Origin of the sequence: Thiomonas sp. FB-6, assembly GCF_000377645.1 — a bacterium.
In the GTDB taxonomy this organism is placed as follows: domain Bacteria; phylum Pseudomonadota; class Gammaproteobacteria; order Burkholderiales; family Burkholderiaceae_C; genus Thiomonas_A.
This window is the reverse complement of record NZ_KB898512.1, coordinates 1-21973: the sequence shown is the minus strand read 5'-3', so window position 1 is coordinate 21973 and position 21973 is coordinate 1. Positions and strand designations below refer to the sequence as shown.

16 protein-coding genes are annotated in these 21973 nt (G+C 60.3%); 9 read left to right on the top strand and 7 right to left on the bottom strand.

All coding sequences use genetic code 11. The features are described 5' to 3' along the window. Window positions 1–146 precede the first annotated feature (146 nt). Complete coding sequence (locus D466_RS22280) at window positions 147–587, bottom strand: hypothetical protein (protein WP_196803522.1); 441 nt, start codon at window positions 585–587, stop codon at window positions 147–149. Between the two features lie 292 nt (window positions 588–879). Then, a complete protein-coding gene (locus tag D466_RS22995; protein ID WP_196803521.1) occupies window positions 880–3213 on the bottom strand; it encodes a diguanylate cyclase in 2334 nt (777 codons plus the stop codon). Between the two features lie 699 nt (window positions 3214–3912). On the opposite strand from D466_RS22995, the gene D466_RS23580 reads away from it, so the two are divergent. Beyond that, on the top strand, window positions 3913–4860 hold the full coding sequence (locus D466_RS23580; protein ID WP_081630033.1) for a helicase RepA family protein: 948 nt from the start codon (window positions 3913–3915) through the stop codon (window positions 4858–4860). Then, window positions 4857–5873 carry a replication protein C, IncQ-type gene (gene repC, locus D466_RS22270; RefSeq protein ID WP_018915105.1) on the top strand — a complete coding sequence of 339 codons (1017 nt, stop codon included), beginning with the start codon at window positions 4857–4859 and terminating at the stop codon, window positions 5871–5873. Before D466_RS23580 ends, repC begins: the two co-directional genes overlap by 4 nt. Before the next feature lie 215 nt (window positions 5874–6088). On the opposite strand, the gene D466_RS0118045 is transcribed toward repC, so the two are convergent. Further along, the gene (locus tag D466_RS0118045; RefSeq protein ID WP_018915104.1) at window positions 6089–6283 is read right to left on the bottom strand and encodes a DUF2892 domain-containing protein; all 195 of its coding nucleotides are present in this window, start codon (window positions 6281–6283) and stop codon (window positions 6089–6091) included. Window positions 6284–6420: 137 nt separating this feature from the next. On the opposite strand from D466_RS0118045, the gene D466_RS0118040 reads away from it, so the two are divergent. Continuing rightward, a complete protein-coding gene (locus tag D466_RS0118040; protein ID WP_018915103.1) occupies window positions 6421–7455 on the top strand; it encodes a trans-aconitate 2-methyltransferase in 1035 nt (344 codons plus the stop codon). Between the two features lie 1308 nt (window positions 7456–8763). Here the strand turns inward: D466_RS0118040 and D466_RS0118035 are convergent. Further along, window positions 8764–9243, bottom strand: a complete 480-nt coding sequence (locus D466_RS0118035; protein WP_081630032.1) for an AAA family ATPase — start codon at window positions 9241–9243, stop codon at window positions 8764–8766. 321 nt (window positions 9244–9564) lie between these two features. Between D466_RS0118035 and D466_RS24225 the strand changes: the two genes are divergently transcribed. The 6 genes from D466_RS24225 (at window position 9565) to D466_RS23570 (ending at window position 19132) form a co-directional block, all read left to right on the top strand. After that, a complete protein-coding gene (locus D466_RS24225) occupies window positions 9565–10332 on the top strand; it encodes a hypothetical protein (protein ID WP_156004440.1) in 768 nt (255 codons plus the stop codon). A gap of 739 nt (window positions 10333–11071) precedes the next feature. Beyond that, window positions 11072–12001: a DUF4007 family protein gene (locus tag D466_RS0118025; protein ID WP_018915100.1), complete on the top strand. Its 930-nt coding sequence runs from the start codon at window positions 11072–11074 to the stop codon at window positions 11999–12001. A 112-nt stretch (window positions 12002–12113) separates the two neighbouring features. Next, complete coding sequence (locus D466_RS0118020; protein WP_231385767.1) at window positions 12114–15341, top strand: ATP-binding protein; 3228 nt, start codon at window positions 12114–12116, stop codon at window positions 15339–15341. Next, window positions 15334–16176: a phosphoadenosine phosphosulfate reductase family protein gene (locus D466_RS23575; RefSeq protein WP_081630031.1), complete on the top strand. Its 843-nt coding sequence runs from the start codon at window positions 15334–15336 to the stop codon at window positions 16174–16176. Before D466_RS0118020 ends, D466_RS23575 begins: the two co-directional genes overlap by 8 nt. Window positions 16177–16215: 39 nt before the next feature. After that, entirely contained in the window at window positions 16216–18636 is a 2421-nt protein-coding gene (locus D466_RS0118010) for a DUF262 domain-containing protein (RefSeq protein ID WP_081630030.1), read from the top strand. After that, entirely contained in the window at window positions 18605–19132 is a 528-nt protein-coding gene (locus D466_RS23570; RefSeq protein ID WP_196803520.1) for a hypothetical protein, read from the top strand. The genes D466_RS0118010 and D466_RS23570 overlap by 32 nt, the downstream gene beginning before the upstream one ends. A gap of 105 nt (window positions 19133–19237) precedes the next feature. Here D466_RS23570 and D466_RS0118005 read toward each other — a convergent pair whose 3' ends face one another. The 3 genes from D466_RS0118005 to D466_RS0118000 all read right to left on the bottom strand — a co-directional run bounded on the left by D466_RS0118005 (window position 19238) and on the right by D466_RS0118000 (window position 21904). Then, window positions 19238–19540 carry an H-NS family nucleoid-associated regulatory protein gene (locus D466_RS0118005; protein ID WP_018915097.1) on the bottom strand — a complete coding sequence of 101 codons (303 nt, stop codon included), beginning with the start codon at window positions 19538–19540 and terminating at the stop codon, window positions 19238–19240. A 299-nt stretch (window positions 19541–19839) separates the two neighbouring features. Continuing rightward, window positions 19840–20727: a hypothetical protein gene (locus D466_RS23565; RefSeq protein WP_081630029.1), complete on the bottom strand. Its 888-nt coding sequence runs from the start codon at window positions 20725–20727 to the stop codon at window positions 19840–19842. After that, window positions 20724–21904, bottom strand: a protein-coding gene (locus tag D466_RS0118000; protein ID WP_156004198.1) for an IS3-like element ISThsp4 family transposase whose coding sequence is annotated in 2 segments (ribosomal slippage) — window positions 20724–21658 and window positions 21658–21904 — 1182 coding nt in all. Because the reading frame shifts where the segments join, the coding sequence is not laid out codon by codon here. The genes D466_RS23565 and D466_RS0118000 overlap by 4 nt, the downstream gene beginning before the upstream one ends. Window positions 21905–21973 lie beyond the last annotated feature (69 nt).

The following is a 21973-nucleotide window of genomic DNA, read 5'->3' as shown; positions in this document are numbered from 1 at the left end:
GCGTCTACTTGGGCATACGGGTCTAGCTGTCGCGAACTATAGCCGCGCCCGGAGTGCTCGACTTAGAAAGGCGGCCCGCCAGTTGGCGGGCCGAAAAGGTCATTCAGGTCAATCTCTCAATCACTACAGGTCACCGCAGGTACGCGTCAGCCTGCGCTCCCCTCCCCACACCTCATCCGCGCCGCGTCTGCATGCACCCGGTCAAGCTCACGCCCGAACGCTTGCGGGTCGAACTGCCCATCCAGCAACCTCTTGCCAGAAGCTGCTTCGTAAAGCTTCAACAGGCAGAACCTGCTCGCAGCGCTCGCATGCCTCAGCTCTGCAGTCACAAGCGGTGACCAGGCGGGGTCTGACTCGATGTAGCGCATCGCGGCGTCCAGCGCCTCGGCATGGAAATTGCCGGGACCGAAGAAGTCCCTAGCCTCGAGGCGCCCCGACATCATCAGCACCGCTGCCTTAGACAAGCCCAAGTATGCGGCGCACGCGTTGACGAAGTCGTCCGAGACTTGGTCAACGCGCCGAGCCCCTGAGATGAGCAGATTGATGTACGGGTAGCTGTAGCCAAGCTGGTCCGCTAACTCCGGCACGCTTTGCCCTCGCTCTTGAGCGCACCTGGCCAAGGCTGCCATCAGAAGCCCACCGGGCCTCTTCAAGCTCGCTGCGTCGAAGACGCCGGACCAGGGGCGCTGCAGGCGGGCGCTCAGGTCGTGAACCGCATCGCGCCTCGGCTTGCTTGAATTCGCTCGACTTCCCATGATGAGTCATTCCTCCATTGCATCGTTTCATCCATGACCTCGAAGAGAGGTTGGTTCCTGATGCGTGTAGGAACGAGCTGTCCAGGGGCGGCTACGACGCTGTGTCGTGCTTGGTTGTTCGTGCTTACAGCGCCATGGAACGACGTGCCCGCTTGCGCGACTCCTTTTGCGCATACATAGCGGCATCGGCCCGTGCCAGCACGTCGCTCGGCAGCACTCCCGGCTCAAAGCTCATCGCATAGCCCACGCTGACCTGCAGCGGCTGAACGCTATCGCGCACCGGCACGGTGCGGTCGACCTGGGCTCGAAGCATGTCAACCACTTCCCTGGCTTCCTGCGGCGACTGCAAATTCTCGAGCAGGATGACGAACTCGTCGCCCGCCAGGCGCGCCACGACATCACTCTTGCGTACGACAGTCTTCAGCGCCTGCGCGAGGCGCACAAGCAACTCGTCCCCGTAGGCGTGGCCACGCGCATCGTTGAGCATCTTGAAGTCGTCGATGTCGCAAAACACCACAGCCAACCCATCGCCATCCCCGCGAAGGCGCGCGCAGGCCGCGGTAAGTGCCTCTTCGAAGGCCCGCCGGTTGGCAAGCCCTGTGAGAGGGTCCGTCATAGCCAGCGTGGTCAAGTGCTCCACGTGCTGCTTGTCGGCGCTGATGTCGCGCTCCACAACGAACACCCCATCAGCCGAACGCGTCATGAAGCAGCGCACATGCGCCCACGCGCGGCCAGAATCCTCGCGTGCATCGGACGTGCACTCCACGGTAGCGGCCTTCCCCGAGTTCCATACGCCAGCGCACGCAGAGAAATATTTCTCTAATTCGGGCGCCTCCTGCATGAGCTCTCGCAGTGAGGCGTTGGTCACCGAGACGGGCGAGCGCTTGAACTGCTGGGCGAAGGCCGCATTTGCGAAACGAATCCGGAAATCCGTCACTTGACCTTCGGAGTCCTGCAAGGGCTCCAGCAAGCAAAGCGCGTCCTGCGCCGAATCGGCAGCCGCGAGAAAGTGTGCATAGTGAGCGCCCGAACGTTCTAGCGCCACTGCCAAGCGCTGGGTGATGGCGTACAGAAGACGGCGCATCACGAGTGCACCCAGGATGATGCAGCCCAGGACAATCAGGGCGAGCTGCCCCAAGGCGGCTCGGACCGGCGCATACACCTCGAACGCTGGGACCGTCAGGAGCAGTGCGAGGTCTGTTCCTGCCAAGGGCTCCTTCGTCAACACGCAGGGTTGGCCTCGGGCGTCATGGCCCAAGATGACCTTGTCGAAAGACGTGGTGCCCAGTTGCGAGCGCAAATTCCGCAGGTGTGTCTCAGGCAGCGGGGTGAAGTGCCCCTCGTGCACGTCAAAGCAGGTGCCGCCAGCCCGCTCACACAGCATGACCCTCGCCTGCTTCCACGGAGGCGGCATCGACAAGAGCGCTGCGAGCGACGGTAGCGGCTGCTGCATCTCGAGCTCGCCTGCTACGCCGTCCTTGCGATACAACCTCCAGGTCGTCTGCAGGAGGGGCTCGATGCCTGCGATGAGCACGGCGCTGGCGGGCGCTTGCGAAGCCAAACCCAATGGGAGTATCGGCGCCTGTTCGAACGTCCCCAGATGAACCTGGCGCGCACCGTTGGGGTCGCGGTAGGCCAGTGCGGTGGCATCCTTCCACACGCTAGCGTGCTCGTGCAATTCGCGGGCGACCGCCGCGTAGGACTCTTGCGGCGAGACGCTCGAGGCCGCCCCCAGTGACAGCTCCCGCGCACGTTCGCCCGCCAAAGCCAGGGCGCGCTCGATGTCTTGCTGCACTCCATGGGTTCGCTCGAGCAAATCGGAGCGCATGGCGCGTTCCTCGACGCGCTGGGTCTGCCGCTGCATGACGGCAAGTCCGCTCAGTCCAATGACCAGCGAGACGACGACGAGCACGGACAACGCCGTTGCCGTCACCCGCTGAAAGTCACTCAGTTGCGCACTCGGGTCGTGGGCCCAGTCGCGGGCGGCCACCAAGACGCAGGCGGCCAGCAGCATGTATGCGACAGCTGTTGGCGCCGCCAGGCTAGTTTGCTCTGGCCAGAGGTTAAAGAAAGGCAGTGAAAACGCATACACCGACACACCCACAATGCCGATGGCCCCGACCGCGCCACCCAGCATCAGAACGCTGAGGCGGACTCGCGGGTTCGGCTTGAACGATAGGCCCCACAGTGCGAGGCCCAGAAGCAGCATGGCCATGCTGGAGTTCGGCGAGGGGCGCCCCGGATGACGACTCACCAGGTCCATGCGCGCATGGAACTGCCCGAAATCGACTCCCAGGTGCAAGCCTGTGATTACTTCGAGCGTATAGAGCAGTCCGAAGAGGGCGACCGCAGCCCCGACGGCCCGCAATAGCCATCGTCGCGCGGTCTGGCGAAGTCGGAGCCTTATGAGGAGCGCAATCGCTGCGGCGGCCAGGGCCAGTGCAACCGGCAGGTACATCGGAGGACCGCCGTACAGCTCGCGAAGCTGCAAGGCCGGGGAGCGAATGAGCCATCCGAGCGAAATGCTCAGGCACAAGACGACCACAAACGCGCAGGCCCAGTTGGCTGCGCTTCTCAAAACGTAGTCGCCCCGCCCTGGGCCCCGTGCGCTCATATTCCGTTTTTCTGATTATTGGTGTCGACCTCGGCCCGGGCCTACCGGCCCGAACGGCTCGCTGTCGTTGCCCAGCACAGTACCGGGCGCAAGGCAAAGGGCGCAAGCATACGGCTCGAATCGGCGCAATCGATGCCCCGATTTGCGAATTAGTTCACAGCCTCCCCGACACCGCTGTGGAGCAAGCGCGACGTCAAGGCCCTTGAAATCTCCACCTGCATAACTGCGATGACTACACGTGCCAGCTGAGGCCTGTAGGGGGCTAAGGCCGACACGAAGAGCCGCAGCCGGACAGCGCTCGTGTCAGCAACAGACCGGCTGGAGATTTGCAATGCACATTGAGCGATTGCTCGAAATTGAGGAGGTCGCAGAGATTCTTGGGCGTAGCCCGGAGACCATCAAGAAGGACATCAGGCGGAACCCGAATGCGGTCCCACCGCGACTCTACGTACCCGGAACGCGGTGGCTTCGGTGGCGACCGTCTGATGTACAGGCGTGGCTAGACGCGTGCGCTGGTCATGGTGCAAAGGGGGGAACTACGCGATGAGCCGCCCATTCAGCAAACCCGTCGACATTCGCGAGACGCTCACACGCAAGCCGCCCACGCTCGACCATGTGCTTCCAGGACTCCTGCGCGGCTCTGTTGGCATGCTGGCTGGCCCAGGGGGCATCGGCAAAACAAGCCTGGAGCTACAACTCGCCGTGGGCCTCGCGACCGGAACGCCAGTGCTCGGCGGTGTCTTTGAGACACTTGGAGTTGAACTCGCCCAGCAGCCAGCCCGTGTCGTAGTTGTCACACCAGAAGAGCAGGCCGATGTCTTGGCTCACAAGCTCCACGCCGTGGCCAAGCACTTGCTGCGACCCATGCATGAAGGGGGGACTGGCCTGCAGCCGTCGGCATTCCTTCAGCGCTTGGCAGACAACTTGAGGCTTTTCGCGGAAGATGATGCCGGCTCGGCGATGCTGCTCGATGCTCGGGGTCGGGTGAGTTCGAGTGCTCGAGGGCTGCTTCGTGCTGCCCGCGGCGCGCGCCTCGTCATCTTGGACCCGCTCCGGCAATTTCATGCGGGCGACGAGAACGACTCGGGCGCCATGAATCGAGCTGTCCGTCTTTTGCGGCAACTTGCGACGCGCACGGGAGCCGCCGTGCTCTTCGCCCACCACACGAGCCGAGCAGCCACTCAGCTCGGCGTCGGCGATGCAGCCGGCGCGGCACGAGGGTCGACCGCACTCACAGACGGCGTGCGCTGGCAGCTCAACCTCTCCCAGCCGACGAAGGACTGGGCGAGGGCGCACGGGAAGGACGAGGCGTTCCGACGAGAGCATGTGCTGCTCGATATTCCCAAAGCGAACTACCTCGCCCCGCCGGCAACCAAGGTGCTCAAGCGCGGACTCGGGGGCGTGCTTGACTGGGTCCCGGGGCTTGGCGGTGGCAGAACGTCCGCTTCAGCGACGCAGCCGCGCCGGGCCGACGTCCGGAGAGCGGCATGAGCGCGCAACTGGATACCACGGTAGGCAATTGCACCTCGGCTCGGATAGTGCAGTACTACCCGCCTTTCGGACTGACCAAACTGTTCCGCTCTCTGCCAAAGAGCGGGGCGCGCCCTTCCCTCGACGTCTCCTACACCGCGGTAAAGTCGAAGATGACCCTGCGCTTTAGCGCCAAGGAGGCGCTCGGCATCCCTGAGCAGACACTTCTCCTGGTTTTGCTCGAGCTTGCTCAGGAGGCGCTTGAGCGCTCGCCGGACACGGCAAGGTTGAACCGTCACGTCACCGGACAGGTCTCCAAGACGCTTTGGACTGACCTGAACCGCGGTTTCGTAGACCAGTCGGACGAATCGGTTCGGTTCACCACGTCTTGGCACGAACTCAGTGAGCGAATCGGCGCGAGCACGGGTGGCATGAGTCAGCGCCTTCGACGTGAGCAACTTCAACGCCTGTGCGAGGTTGTCGTGTGGGAAGAAGAACTGGACGCCCGCCAGACAACCCGGCAGTCGTACCTCGTGAGCTGGCTCCTGGGCGACGACACTCGCGTTCATGTGGCACTGAACGCGCGCCTGGCCGTGTCGCTGTTGAACGGGCAATTCGCTGCCGTGTCACTATCCGAGCGCATGCGACTCCCCTCTGACGCCGCAAAGGGCTTGCACGCGTTCTTCTCCACGTGCCTTCGGCCTGGGCACCACCTCAAAGTAAGCGTTGCCTCGCTGCTGAGCCGACTATGGCCTGAATCGGACGTCAGCACTCCAGCGGGAACGCTTCGGCGACGCCGCAAGGACGTACGCGACGCGCTGAAAGAACTAAACACCCTGCCAGGATGGGATGTCGCTCACGTAGGGCGAGACATTGTGAGTGTCACTCACCTGAAGCAGGGCGTTCGCGAAACTACGACCACTCGTAGTAACACGAGCATTCACACGTTGAAACGCGAACGCATGGACGGGCAGGAAGGTAGGAAATCCGCGGCTTCCGAGGCGATGGACGCCTCTGAACTATTTCTTAACTAAAAGAAAAGCTGGGGCCGCCTGGAGGAGCGGCACCCAGCCCACAACCATCAATGCCCTCCAGCGCCGCGCGCTTTCGGGCACCTCAGGGCCAACGGGCACAGGCATCTCGGGTCAAGCAGTCCGCCTCTCCCTGGTATGGAAATCGAGGCACTCCACGCTCAAGTGGGAGAGACTTCCACAACCTTGTAACTGGGAAAACTGCCCTTGCCCGCGCCTCAACGCTTGCGCATCGGGCACGTGCTGATGCCCACCAAGCTGTACAAGGGGCAGACCCCTACGGCGCCAGCGATGAGCGGCACCACGCCAATCCAGCCCCACGCGCCGATGGTGTGGGTCATCGCAAGCGCCATCAGTCCGGCCCCGACCACCACACGCAACAAACGGTCTAGCGTCCCTTCGTTCACGACCATCGTTGGCTCCTGACTCGCTGTTCTTCTCGTGACAGAGTCCACAGCCATCATGGCAGAAACTCAGTACGCTAGTGAGTATCGAAAACACCGAGCATGTATCGGTCAGGTTCCAGCTTCGTTGTCGCAAATTGCATCAAATGACCATGACATCCGACGAACTCAAGGTGACATTCCGCCAGCAGGCCCAAGGCGCACTCAGCCTCAATGTCGCGTACATCGGTATCGTCAACCGACTCTTCGAGACGCTGCACAGTCTTGGCAAGGCATCGGCGGCCGACCTGGCCGCGGCCGCAGGCATGGACGCGGGTTACGTAACCCGCTGGTGTGATGCGGCGTACGCGTTTGGTTACCTCGAAGCAAGTGGCGTTAGTTTCCGCCTAAGTCAAACCGGAGAGGCCATGCGCCCGGATGCCTCTGGAACGCTCATGCCGATGGCGATTCAGTCCGTGCTGTCGGCGCACATGGCTGAGCGCGCTGCGGGCCTCATGCGAACGGGCGAGCGGCCCGGCGAACAGGTCCTGGCGGAACGCGAAACCGTTCTGCCGTGGTTCGGGCCGATGCTGGAGGCGAACTTCGGCGCCATGTTCGAGACGACCGTCTGCCCCGCAATTCCCGCGTTCGCAGAGGTCAACACTCGCGGGGGCCTCGCCGTTGACCTTGGCTGCGGCAATGGCTGGTACCTGCGCGCCCTGGCGCGGCGCTATGCCAACGTCCGTGGGCTCGGCATCGACGGGTTCGGCGAGAACATCGACCAAGCGAGACGACTCGCCGACGCCCAGCGTTTCGGGTCCCGACTGCGCTTCCTACAGGGCGATATCCACGAGTTGACGCTCGACGAGCCGGCCGACCTCATCGCGATGAACCGCGCCCTCCACCACGTTTGGGAAAAGGACCCTGCTGCCCTTTTTGCGTGGCTCCGCTCTAACCTCAAAGCCGGCGGCTACGCCGTCATCTGGGAGCCGGCATGGCCAGCCAAACGAGAGGCCCTCCGCGAGATGCCGCGCAGAGGCATGGCCTTCCAGAACCTCACCGAACACGTCCAGGGGAACCATTTCCTGCGCCCTGACGAAATCGTCGAAGCCTTTGACCGCGTGGATATGCCTGCCAGGGTGCATCTCTTCGCTCAAGGGACGGAGGCCGTCATCGTGGCACAGCGACAAATGTCGGAATAGTTTGTTCCGCGAAGCGCGTTCGGCACCACCTACGTTGCATCCCATTACGTGCGAGGCCCTACTTCTGCCAAATAGTTGCGCGTCGAGACACGCGTGGCCGACCAGAATGGCTTACATGGCGGGGCAACATTCCGCCACAAGGGGCCAAGCCATGGGGTGTCTAGCAAAATCCAATTCACACAACGCGCTGCGTGGCCAGATACTCGCGCTGAGGCGACTCGATTTCGACCGCCAGCTACCGAATGCTGATGCTTTTTCGTCACCCTTCTGCTTGGGTTGCGATAATTCTTCCGCCGCCCAATCCGACTGCTGTGGCTATGGTTGGGCGCCTGGGGATGCCGCCGTCCGTCCCCTGTGCCGGCTCTCGCCCTCGCAATTAGAGCAGGCGCTTCTTGAGGCACAAAGCTTGGTAAACCGCAGATATCGGAATCTCCAAAGCCGGCGAAGCGCATTGGGTAAGCCTGCGAAAGTGTAACTCGCTTTCGCCGCCCGCCTCAGAGACGGAAGGCGCTCTCTTTACCCTAAAACCAAAATTTTTAGCATCAGCGCTTGAAAATAAACCGCGGTTGCTATACAATTTATCCACTCGCATGGTTCGAGTTCATTCTTGAACAATGCGACGGTTCGCCTGCGATAGCAGGCATGTCTCGACTTCATCCGAAATGCCTCAGGACAACTGTGCGTTGCCAGTTGCATCAGATTGAAGAAATCACCTGCGTAAGCGGGTATGGTAGGAGCTAGTGCGCCGCCGAATAGGTGGTTTAGAGGTATCGCTCCTGCCGCACGGCGGTTTGCGCCGTCGTGGTGTGCCGCCGTATAGGCGGAGAGAAGCCCGGCCATTTTGACCGGGCTTCTCCTTTTTAGGGCATTTGTTGATTCGGTGCCCCGGCATCTGAACCGTGACGAGGCCACTCGGTCATCGCATGGATGCTCTGAAAAAAACCCGCCGAAGCGGGTTTCGTCGAGGACGCCGAACAACTACTGATGCGCCGATTTGAGCGCAGCCCGCAGCGCCTCAAGGGCGCCTTCACAGGAATACTTCGGGCTCTGAGAAAAGTGCAAAGCCAAGGCAGCCGTCCTTTCGGTGCGCTCGACAGAGGCTGCGCGAGCGGGGCCGGCACCCGCCTTTTCTTGAGTGTGTTGCCGACGCTCCCTGCGAACTCTCATTGGCATCACTATCCATCGGTCAATGCCTTGCCTAGGCTTAGAAAGCTTGGCCACCAGGGGCAGTGACCGAACCTTCGGATTGTCGAGAGCGTCAGCGCCCAGGTCAACTCTTGTCGACCCATCGAGGCACGTTGGCTCGGCTCAGTTCGCGAAGACCTCCCACCGCTCGGCCATGCGCCTCAGCGTCTCTGCGGGAACGTCGTGCTCATTGCCCCACCGCCCTGTGGCCTCGATGACGCGAACATTGCGACTCATGGCCAGATAGGGGGCCATCTCGCGCAGCTGCGTGAACGTGTTGGAGACGACGGTGCGCCTGCCCTCCTGGAGCGCCTGGCGAGTCGACCGCTGGCACCAGGCATGCGCGTCGCGCACACGAGCGCCGTCGAAGTGGTAGACCCCGTGGCGCATGAAGAAATGGTCGGCCTCGAAGTGCTCGTAGCCGACCATCGCCAAGACCCTGGCCATGGTGCTCTTGCCACTGCCAGGTAGGCCGCGAATCAGCACGAGTTCGGTGTCGACTTGGTCGTTGCTCGCGCCGGCTGCGCCGCGGTCAGCCGGATGGAGGGCCTGCCGGCTGTTTTGGTGGGGCAGCCGGTGAGGATTATGCCGGGTTGCTTCCATTTGTTCATCTCCAAGTGGTTGGTGGAGACGAGTGAAGCAATCGGATTTATTCGTTGCCCTTTACGGTTCTGCCGAGATTTCCACCCTTGGCCTGCCGACCACCGCCCAGCGCTTTTCAGGTCCTTGCACGCGCGGACGCGCTCGCCCCCCCCTGTGACACGCGAAAACCTCGAGGACGCGGTCGGATACGTCAACTCGGGCTGCAGGCCGCAAAGGACACAACCTTTTACATCATCTCATCCGCAGCGCATAAACCTCGGCGCTACGCGTGACTGACAGACAACGTTGTCGGTCATTCAACCTCCACCTTGATGAGAGCCCATGATGAACACCCCCTCAGACTCGATTTCCCCCGAACTTTTCAATTTCGCGGACCTTGCGCACGGCTTGCGAGTTACTACGCAGACCTCGAACTCGCAGCAACTAGCAGCGTTAAGTAGACTGCTTGTGAAAAAAGGCCTGGTGCGCGGCTTGTTCGAATCTGGTCAGTATGGCACCCCATGGCCTGAATCGCTTGGCATACCGGGTAAAAAGCGAAACGATGCGGAGGCACTTCTTGCAGGCATCACCAACCTAGAACTCGAGCAAGAAGCAGCGCGACTGATTCGCGTACAGCAAGACCGCGAAGCGCAAATAGAGTTCGAGAAGAGGCTTGGCGAGATGAGGCTCGCTGATTTCATGCGGCTATTCTGCGACCGATGCGGAGAAAAGCTCGCCGCCAAGCCTTTCCAAGGGAACTTCGTTGTGTCCACGAAGGAACTTCTTCCCGTGACCCACTTCAAAGCTCTGGCACGGCTGACCAAATACGATGCGCACACCCGTGAATTCTCGGCCACGCGCCTTAGTCAAGCCGAGCGCGTCAAACTGCTCGACCTTGCCGTCAAAATTGGGAAATCGAAGAAAAAGGTGACGCGCGAAGACATACTCGCGCGACGGAAGCGTATCCGAGAAAAACAAAATGCCGATAATGCGCCCCTTCACATGGATTTCTCTGAGGCTGCCGAGGATTTCGGCCGCCAACAAGCTCTTGAATGGCTGAGACAGGGACGATTGGATGAGCCAGAACCCCACATCTCGATTTACGAATGACCCTTCGTGAGAAGGATGGGAGTGCAACAGCAGCGTCAGGCCACCTCATTTTCTGGCCTGACGCTTGCTTCCAGAAACCGCAAGCAGCGCACCCTACCGAGCCGCCTGGACCTACGGTTCGGCGGCCGCCTGCCCAAGAGTGGCATCATCCGAATCCGATGAGGCCAACACCGGCTTTAGCTCCTCGCGCAGCGCCGCTAGCAAGTTCCTCCATGGCCCCTTCGGGGCACGCTGAAGCCGGTGCGCCAGAGCGCGCTTCGTTGGTGTGGGAAGCCTTCTCGCGGCGGGCACACTCGCCCACACCTCCGGGAAGGCTCCCACGGGATGGGTACTAATGGCCGCGATGAGCATGAGGCGTTCCGCACCGTCAAGCTCGCTGAGCTGAACCAGAAGCTCCTCCCGCCGCGCATTCCACTCGGCGTGGACTCGACGCCGGAATTCGTGGGCCACCTAACCCAGCCACTCTGGCGTAGGCCATATCAGCCACACTTGTGCCCCAGTCGATGCAATGTTTTTTCTATTGTCTTTTCTATTTCATTAGTTTTACCCAATTTCCAGTTCAACGTGAGGCTGTTCGGCTGGAGAGGCCGCATCTTCTCACGCTCGGTCGACTACTGTATACTTTCACAGCCACATCACCCGACGCGAAGGCCGCCCATGTAGCGGGCACCATGTGGCTTTTGGGGACGCACAGGGCTTTGCCAACTGGCGGCTTCATCCAGTTAGACTAGGAGCCACTATGTCCGAGCTCCTACTAGAACAAGACAAGCAGCCGCAGTTCTCCGGTCACGAGACGTTCCCCTTGCGCCAACTCTGGCTCCGCAAGGCATACGACGCGGTTGCCGAGACTCAGGCGCCCGCGCAGCGGTCCGTGTTTGCTGGCGAAGATGCCATCGTTCGCTTCGGCGTCGGCAAGAACATGGCCATGGCTATCCGCTTTTGGGCAACGGCCTGCGGGGTGGTGGACGAAACCAAAAGCGGCTATGTGCCGACCGACCTCGGGCACTACCTGTTCTCGCCTGACCGTGGCCGCGACCCGTACTGCGAGCTTCCCGCCACAACATGGCTGATGCATTGGCAGGTCGCGAGCACGCCTGAGAAGACCACGACATGGTGGTACCTATTCAACCACGTCATACAGCAGGTCTTCGACCGAGACCACCTCGTCAGGTCGCTCTCCGGCTTCATCACGGAGTACAAACTTCGCATCTCTCTCGCCACGCTCAAGCGCGACGTCGAGTGCTGCATCCGTAGCTATGTGCCACGGCTAGGCGGTGACTCCCCCGAGGAGATGAGCGAGCCGCTGTTGGGCGAGCTCGGGCTCATTCAGCAAAACGCTAAGGGTACGTTCGAGTTCCGCCGCGGAGCCAAGAAGTCGCTTCCCGATGGTGTCTTCGCATATGCATTGCTCGATTACTGGAGCCGAATGCCGCATGCCGGCTCGGTCATGGACTTCGACCGAGTCGCACATGACTTCGGCTCGCCTGGCCGAGTCTTTAAGCTCGATGAGAACTCCGTGGCCGACCGCCTCATTGCTTTAGAGACGCTGTCCAATGGCAGTCTGCAATGGGTAGAGCAGGCCGGCATTCGGCAAGTGACGCGAAAAGGCCCTGCACTGAACAGCCTCCATGACTACAAGCTCAAGATGCTGGAGGCCGCATATGCCTAAGTTATTGCGCCCGACAGACCACGAGCAGGCGAGGCTCTCATGCGTTGTCTCAATTTCCAGGCAGTTCCTTCGGTCCGTCCGAATTGATGCAGACCTCGGCCGCGAAGACGCATTGACTGGCTACATCTGCCAGGGCACGGCGCGCTCGCTGCTCGAAAACCTGTCCAGACAGATTGTCGAGACAAATCAACGCGCGTTCACCTGGACCGGGCCATACGGCGGCGGGAAATCGTCCCTGGCGCTAAGTCTCTGCTCGTTGGTAAGCCCTAACCCGAAGCTACGAGCTAAAGCGCGGCAGGTGCTCGACCTACCCGCCACGAGTCTGGTCCAACGCGCATTCGCGACCAAGAGCGATGGTTGGCTCGTAGTGCCCGTTGTTGGCAAGCGTGCCGATGTCCGTACCGAGCTGAGCAACGCTCTTGCCGCAGCGCGAGGTTTAAGCCCACCCCGGCGCAAGAACGCCGACGTGATTGCAGAGCTGGTTGATGAGGCGGAGCGCCATCCGAATGGGGTGCTGGTTGTCATCGACGAACTTGGGAGACTTCTGGAAGCGACCGCTATGGAAGGCGGCGATATTGGCTTCTTCCAAGAGCTGGCTGAGAGTGCCAGTCGCTGCTCCCGCAAGCTGGTCATTGTTGGAATCCTGCACCAGGCCTTCGACGCGTACGCCTCGCGCCTTGGCCGGGAGGCTCGAGACGAGTGGGCCAAAGTCCAGGGTCGCTACATTGATATGCCCCTCGTCGCAGGTGCGGACGAGGTCATCGAACTCGTAGGGCGGGCAATCACGCTTAAGGACGCGCCAGACCTAAGAAGGGCAACCAAAGTTGCCGAACGAGTTGCCGACTCCATCAAGGCACGCCGACCGGGCACGCCGGATGGCCTCGCTGCCGCGCTATCGGCTTGCTGGCCGCTCCACCCTGTCACTGCTGCCCTCCTCGGCCCCATCTCTAGGCGCAAGTTCGGACAGAACGAGCGGAGCACGTTCGGCTTCCTTGCGTCTCGAGAGCCTCTGGGCTTCATGGAGCACCTGAATGGGCACCCGGCCGACTGGTCCTGCATGTACGACCCGGCGGACTACTGGGACTACATGCGTGCAAATCTTGAGCCTGCCATCCTCGCATCTCCCGATGGTCATCGATGGGCGCAGGCATGCGAGGCTGTGGAACGTGCTGAGTCCAAAGGAAACGAGCGTCACATTGCGCTGACCAAAGCAATTGCACTCATTGAGCTCTTCCGAAGTGGCTCTGGCCTGGTCGCGGACAACCACGTCCTGGGGGTCTCAGTGCGGCGCGTCACCGAGGAATCCATACCCCAGCTTCTCAAGGAACTTGCTGAATGGAAGGTGCTTATCGAGCGCAAGCACCTCGGCGCCTGGGGCATCTACGCTGGCAGCGACTTCGATATCGAAGGAGCCGTGCGTCTGGCTCGTGCTGAGATTGGCGAGCCCGACCTAGACCGTATCTCTACGCTAAGCGACCTGCAGCCGGTTCTCGCAAAACGGCTATACCACGAGACCGGCACGATGCGCTGGTTCAACCGGGCGTTGGCTCGGCTGGATGACATCGAGCAGCTCGCCGAAGATTACAAGCACAAGCCTGGCAGCGTAGGCACGTTCGTGATGTGCCTACCCTCAATCGGGACCCGGACGAAGTCGGCTGAACATCGCGTGCGCCACGCCTCCGGCTCGGCAAGTAAGACGCTGCTGCTGGGCACTCCCAAGAACGCCGAGCGCATTGCCGAGTTGAGCCTGGAGCTAGCAGCTGCAGAGCGCGTGAGCAAAACACACCCGGAGTTGCACGGTGACCCCGTAGCACGCCGCGAGCTGGTTGGCCGTATCGAGGCCGTCCGCTCGTCGTTAGAGGAAGAACTGGCTGACGCTTTCTCCACCTGCCTTTGGTATCGCCACGGCGCCTCCGTCAACCCTAAGCACGACAAACCGCTGACCGTTCTGGCCTCGGAGATTGCGCGTGACGTTTACGGCGAGACTCCCCCAATCTTCAGCGAGCTCATCAACCGAGATGAACCGTCCAGCAACTCCGTAAAGGCACGCAAGGACCTGATGTACAGGATGGTCAGCCATGCGTCCCAGGAGAGACTTGGCTACGACGGATTTCCTGCCGACGCTGGCCTGTACTTCACCATCCTCAACAACCCAGGACTTCACCAACGGTTGTCCGACGGAAGCTGGGGATTCACTGACCCCTACTGGACACCGAAGTGGGAACCGTTTAATCCGTGGTGGTATGCGACGCGCCTCGCGGTGCTGAAGGAGGGGAGGACCACAACGCTGGCGGACCTCTATAGATACTGGGCCGACGTACCCTACGGCATCCGTCGGGGTGTCATGCCAGTTCTGGCTTTAGCGTTCTTCATGGCCCACCGCTCACAGCTTGCACTCTATGTCGCCGGCGCTTTCACCCCTGAGCTCAGTGAGGCTGTTGTTGACGAGTGGGTACTTGACCCCAGCCGGATTGCATTCAGGCACGTCGAAGCATCAAGTGACCAAGTCAAGCTAGTCGACGCACTAGCAGCATCTGTCGCAGAGCGGAGCAACACCGAAGTCGAGGCCGCTCCCCTCGACGTCGCACGGGGTCTAGTGAGCATCATCGTTGGGCTACCCGAATGGACCAAGCGCACCTTGACGGTTTCGAAGCGGGCGCAGGCGGTGCGCGGCACGCTCTTGCGTGCGAACGACCCGCACAAAGTGCTCTTCGCAGACCTCCCCACTCTGCTTGAAGCCAAGGAGCCAGAGGAAATCAATCGTCGTTTAATCGGGGTCACAGATGAGCTGACGAGCGCCTATGGTGCGATGTTGAACCGAGTTCGAGAACATCTTTTGGACGCCCTGGACCACCGCGGCCGCTCCCTGCAAGAGCTACGCCAAAGGTCCAACACGGTAAAGGGCATCACAGGTGACTTGCGCCTCGATGCGTTTGCCGGCCGCCTGGAATTGGCAGACAACAGCGACGCGGTTACCGAGGGCCTTATCAGCTTGGCAGTGAGCAAGCCGTCTTCGCAGTGGGTCGACCGTGATATCGACGCAGCAATGGCTGCCCTCGCAGGATGGGCAGTCGACTTCAGGAAGGCGGAGGCCATGGCGCCTCTGCGAGACCGTCCATCCACACGACGCGTGCTAGGCGTGGTGTTTGGCGCGAGCCGGGGCCAGGATAGGTCTGGCTACGTCGACATCGCCGAAAAGGACACGCAGGCAGTTGACCGACTGGTGAAGGCCTTCCTCGCCGATACCGTGGGTGAAAAACCTGAGGTCATCCTAGCTGCCCTTGCTGAGGCTGGCGCGATGACCTTGAACAAGCTTGAAAAGGGGAAAAAGCATGACTGAGCGACACGTGCTGGGCATTAGCGGCGGCAAGGATAGCGCTGCACTGGCCGTCTACATGAGCCTTCATCACCCTGAACTCCCTATCGAGTACTTCTTCACTGATACAGGGAAAGAATTGCCCGAGGTTTACGAGTTCCTCGGAAAATTGGAGGGATTCCTAGGACGTCCAATTACCTATCTCAATCCGCATCGGGATTTTGATTTTTGGCTTCGCACCTACAATCACTTCCTTCCCTCGCCTCAGACTAGGTGGTGTACCCGCAAGCTAAAGTTGGAACCGTTCAAGAACTGGGTGAAGCCGTCTCTGGACGCAGGAGATACGGTCTATAGTTATGTGGCTATCCGCTCGGATGAGGACCATCGAGAGGGCATGGTCGCCCAGCATGAAAAACTGAAGGTCCTGATGCCCTTCAGAGAGCACGGCATCGACAAGGCCGGCGTGTTAGAAATTCTCGAAGCCTCAGGCCTTGGCTTGCCGAAATATTATGGATGGCGGTCCAGAAGTGGCTGCACGTTTTGCTTTTTTCAACAAAAGGTTGAGTGGGTTCGACTGAAGGAAACCCATCCCGAAGCTTTTGAGGAAGCCAAGAATTATGAGAAAAATGCTATAGAGCACGGCTCGCCATTCACGTGGAGCCACGGCGAACCGCTAACGGAACTAGAGAAGCCGGACCGCACCAACCAAATCGTCACCGACTTCGAGATTCGCAAGCAACGAGAGCTTTCCCGCAGAAGGCCTAACCCGTTGCGTGTCGTGCCAATCGAGCCCATTGATATCGACGACCTGTACCTCGAGGATGAGGGCGGCGGGGCATGCTTGGTGTGTCACAAGTAAAAATTGCGCGTCATCTCAAACCATTCGAGGAGGTAAATCATGCCCAGCCCTGGTCAGCGCATCTTTGATGCCGAGTCGGAAAGTCTCTACGATTTTGTGTCAAAGAACGGTCGCGGACTCTACATTCCGCCGTATCAACGCGACTACGCTTGGGATAAATCTAACATTGAACGCCTCATTGATGACACGATTCAGGGGCTCAACGCACTACTAAAGCGACCTGACGAGTCCATCACGTTCATCGGCACCATAATTGCGATGAACGACTCAAAGAAGACAACCATCAGTCCATTGGTAAAAAATCAAGTCTACACGCAGGTCATGTCCATCATCGATGGGCAACAGCGACTGACCACATTGTTGATGCTGTGCCTCGCATTGCTGCTGGAGATTGAGGTCCAATGGGCCGAGCTTAAGAAAGGCAATGCCCATGGCAGCGACGAAGCAAAGCTATGGCTTGAAACGCGCGTCAATGACATGAGAGGTCTGCTCTCGCAGATGCTTGCGGAGAAGCAGAACAACGGGGAGGCTGAGTTCCGCCACTTCCCGAAGATGATTCGCGCGTTCATCGATACATGGTCATACGAAGCAGAGAAGGCAACGTACGCCTCCCCAATCTCTTGGCTCCTTTTCGAATTCGTGCGTTTCCGCGAGCAGCAAGAGCCGAAGTGGAATAAATTCGCCTCAGTTCTCAAGGAGAGCGCTGATGCCGCGGAGAACGAGGGTCAACGGCGTCACTTCATGAGGATGCTGAAGGTGATGCGCGATAAGCTAAAGTGGCTCCCTAACGACGACGAATTCCCTGAGCTCATCCATATTGTCCAGGATGATGCTAAGCAAGATACCCTATTCGGCGAGGAATTCCCGGAGTCGATGAGGAAGGGCCTCGAAGCCTGCCTACAACCTGTTGGTCTGGGCGACCCCGCCTATAGCGATACCAGGACTCGCAAGTGGTGGGACGCCTCCACCAACTTGGTCTCACTGCTCTTTTTCGCGAAGTTCGCATTAGAGCGCATTACGCTAGTTGTCGTAACAGCGACTACGGAAGACTTCGCATTCGACGTCTTCGAGGCTTTAAACACGACCGGTCAACCACTGACAGCACTTGAAACATTTGTGCCGAAGGTCGTTCAGTCGGTTGGCATGGCCAAGTACAACTCGTCTGAGGAAAAGAAACAGCTTGAGATTGCGGGAGCGTATATCAGGAAGGTAAGTCGAGCAGATGACCGACAGAAGCGCTCGGCTGACCTACTAGTGGCTTTCGCGCTAGCTGAACTCGGCGAGAAGCGCTCCAAGAACCTCGCCGACCAGCGTCGCTTCATGCGAGAAGCGTTTGATTCCTATCCCGACCGCCCGGGTCAGCAGGAATTCATCCGCCACCTCGCGGAACTTTCTCGCTTCTTCGACACCGTATGGGTGAGTAACGACAGCGTACCCAAGGTTGATGACCAGGCGCTTCCCGACCCCGCAGCACTTTGCTTGAGGTTCTTGGTCGACTTTGGCCATACCATCACCGCACCGCTTTTGGCGCAGTACGCCGCCGCGGTGGGCGTCGTCAAGGACCCGTATGAGCGACAACAGGCAATCCAGCGGTTCTGCCAAGTAGTCCAGGCCGTCACCGCCTTCACCGTTCTGTGGAGGGCGTCGCGCAGCACTACCGACAGGATTGACCAGGTCTACCGTGACCTGATGAGCAAAGGTTCGCCCGACCACGGCGTTCCCGCGCTTGCTCGTGGCAAGCGTGGCGATGGTCCATTGCCTCCTCCCTCAGCAATCCGGACTGCGTTGGTCGCTAAGTTGAAGGCCGACCGAAAGCAAGGTGGTGCGAACATTGCAGGCAAGACTGAGTGGATTGACAAGACAATCGCGCAGCCACTTTGGGACGTCAACGTCACCCTAGCGCGCTTTGTCCTCCTGGTCGCTTGTCATGATGTCGTCGAGGGAGCGGATGGTGCCCTGACTCCAGGCAAGGACGGAAGCTATCCGACGTTGACTTGTGAAGCATGGCTCGGCACGAAGTTCGCAACCGTCGAGCACATCGCGCCGCGGTCAAAGGCAAAGGGGTGGTCGCCGGACCTCTATCAGGACGAAGAGTTCGAGCGTCTAGGCAATCTGACGCTGCTGCCGAGCAACACTAACTCCTCGCTCAGCGACAGGCCATGGGACCAGAAGAAGTCACTGTTCGCTGCACTGTCAGCGAAGACCGAAGATGAGGCCAAGACGATTCTGGCCAGGCTCAAGGACGAAGGCGTTGACCTGTCAGAAATCGGCACGAACTTGTATGCAGGGCAGTATCTGCCCCATGTGCACGCTATCAGTCAGGTCCATGGGTCTTGGGACCTAGCGGCTGTAGACGGTCGGGGCCGCGCACTCGCTGACCTTGCCTGGCGGCGACTTGCTCCCTGGCTTGGACTTGAGGCGAACACACATGAACTCCCCGCTTTTGACACCGGCACCTGATGAAGTCCCCGCCCTCATCCGCGACCTCTACGCCATCGTCGCCAAGCTCGAGTCCATCTTTCCCGGCCGCCACTTCACCCCCGACGGCCACCTTGTCGGCAGCATCGGTGAAGCGCTAGCAAGTACCTACTACGGCGTTGAGCTTTGCCGAGCCTCAACAGAGGGTTATGACGGGCTGCGGCAAGGCAGGAAGGTCGAGGTGAAGGCTACGCAGGGAGACCGAGTCGCACTCTCCAGTTGCCCAGAGCACCTACTGGTCTTCAGGCTGAACGTAGATGGCTCATTCGAGGAATGCTTCAACGGCCCCGGGACGCTAGCTTGGGCACTCGTCGCGCAACGGAAGGCAACCAAGAATGGCCAGCATCAAGTGTCGCTGGCCGCGTTGAAACGCGTGATGCTTGCAGAGGTGCCGGCTGAGCAAATGCTTGAACTCATCAAGGAACTGCCGCCGGGGACAAGGCGCGTCGCACATTCAAGCCAGACCGGCGGCCGCTGAGCTCAGATTGCCTAGCCCGGCGCTCTTGGCGACACGCCAAAGCAGTGCGTCGAGGGCGTCCTCGTCCAACAGCACGAAGAGCTCGACCTCACGCCGAGCTTCTGCTCAGCCAATCAGAAAGTCTTCCTTGCGCTTTCCAACGTTGACTTCCGCCTGCAGCCAACGCGGCATCTTGCCTCGGCCCGTCCACGTCTCGCCCGTAGCACGGTTGCGGTACTTCGCGGCGACGGTCGTCCCTTTGGCTCGTGACGAGCGCCCCGCGGAGCCGAGGTCGGCGATGGTGATGCCGTACTCATGCATCTTCGCTTTGATGTCAGCGATGGCAGCGGCAACCTCGGCTTTGCGAGCAGCGTCGGCCTGTTGCATGAGTCGAGCGATTTCGCGCTGAAGTTCTGTGTAGTTGGCCATGGGGGCTCCTGACGCTGGCTTGGTTGGGCGGACTCTAACTGGTAAAGCTTAGCGTTGACTTAAGCAATGCACTTTCCACGTTATCTTGCCCTCTACAGGTTCAAGACCTCACTCCATGGCGAAGGAAATCGCCCCAAGGAAATAGTGTTGGCTTGCGCCCACACTCGCCTAGATTCCTTCGACCGATTTATTCGTCGGACAGAGGTCGCTGAACAACCTAACCAACCGCTGTCACATCGCCAATTGTCTGCCGACGCTCGCTGACCACACTCCGACATTGGCCAAGCTGTTATCGTCTGCTAGCGCATACACAATTCAAGCATGACCCGGGCCTCTGGAATATTGCTTTTAATGTCGGCCGCCTTATAGGTCTTCCCGGCGAGGTCGAAGGCCACTGTCTTTCCCAAAGCCTCCCTCCAAGAACGCTTGAATGGCCCGGCGACGAAGTTTCGTTCCGCGCGCCCGTCGAGTCTAGTCTCCAGCACGAAGATGCCCGGCTTACTATAGCGCACCCCTCGCCGCGCTAGTTCATAGTGCGCAGTATATAGGCTACGTTCCGCCTCATTCAGGCGTGCTGCGCAAAGGGACTCCAAGGTCGTCGTTCTGCCCCCAATGCGTAGCCGTCGGCCAAGCAGATACTGAACCACTGCATTGTTAGACGCTGACTTGCGTTGTGATTTATCTTGCTCGGCGAGAGGAATTGCGAACGACTTTACCGCGGATGAAGACCAAGGACTTTCCAGTCGATTCAGCTCTGTCTTGAGCAAGTTGGTTGCGCATTGCTCCAGTTCTTCACCGGTTCCGATGATTGCACCCTCGACGTCAACCCCTCGCATGCGCTCAAGGTGAATGCGAACATGGATGAGAGCGTCTTTTGCGAACAACGTCGGCCAGGCTTTCAGCGCTCCATCCGCCAACTTTGTCGATAGCGTATTGAGGGAGAACGAACTGAACAGGTTGGCCGTGAGATGCATCTTGTACAACCCGCCATCTCCAGGTTGACGTACGGCATACAGAACCCCGGTCGTCGCCTGAAGCAAAGACGCCGCGTCATAAAGCTCATCCGCTGCAACGACTTTTTCACGTTGAGCCGCACGGCGAAGGGACTCTTTGAACGTCTCGATGTACTGAAGGGCTTGCTTTTTGAGGTGCCCGTCGAATTTCGCCTTCCAGATGGCCGCTCTCATGCCGCCATGGATGGCTGATCGCCATGCTTGCTGAGCCACTCCTCCAGGAAGCGAATCGGCGAGCAGTAGCCCAGCGTGGAGTGGCGGCGACTCCGGTTGTAGAACGCCTCGATGTACTGGAACAGGTCGGCCTGCGCATCGGCGCGGGTCGGGTACGACGTGCCGTGCACCCGCTCGTTTTTGAGGCTGTTGAAGAAGCTCTCGGTCGGCGCGTTGTCCCAGCAGTTGCCCTTGCGACTCATCGATGCGCTCATGCCGAAGTCGTGCAGCTTGGCCGCCATGGCGGCACTTGCGTATTGACTTCCGCGATCGCTGTGAAACACGATTCCAGCCTCGGGCTTGCGCCGGAACCACGCCATGGTCAGGGCATCGGTGACGATGTCCGCGGTCATGCGCGGTTTGATCGACCAGCCGACGATCTCGCGGTTGAACAGATCCAGGACGATGGCCAGGTACAGCCAGCCCTCGCCGGTCTGGATGTAGGTGATGTCACCGGTCCAGACTCGATTCGGCGCCTCGGGCGCGAAGTTGCGCGCCAGCAGATTCGGCGCGATGGGCAGGGAATGCCTCGAATCCGTCGTCGCCTTGAATCGTCGCTTGTGGCGCGCCCGGATGCCGTGCTCGCGCATGAGTCGTTCCACCCGCCGCAGGCCGATGCGATGGCCGCGCCCCTGCAGCTCGCGGTGCATGCGCCGCGAGCCGTAGGCAGCCTTGAACTCGGCGTGGATGCTGCGCATCAGCGTCAGGGCCTGCGCATCGCTCAGGCGGGTGCGATCGGGCTTGCCGCCGCGGCGCCAGGCGCGGTAGCCGCTGATGCTCACGCCGAGCACCTCGCACAGCTCAGGCAGGGGATGGTCGCGGCGCTGCGCGTCGATCCACGCGTACTTCACAGCGCATCCTTGGCGAAGTACGCAGTCGCTTTTTTTAAGATGTCCACGTGCATCCGCAGCCGGGCGTTCTCCGCCCTCAGCCGCGACAGCTCCATCTGTTCCGGCGTCACCGGCTTCGCGCCGGCGCCCGCCAGATGGCCGGCCTGGGCAGCCTTCACCCAGTTGCGCAGCGTCTGCTCCACCAGCCCCAGTTCGCGAGCTGCCGCACCCACGCCAACCGCCTGGGCATGCTTGACGGCCTGCTCCTTGAACTCGGCCGTGTACTGCTGTTTCGGGATCGTCTTCACTTCGTCTCGTCCTTCAGGTCTCGATGCTACACATCGGCTCCTGGAAGACGAAAAACGGCAGGCAGCTCA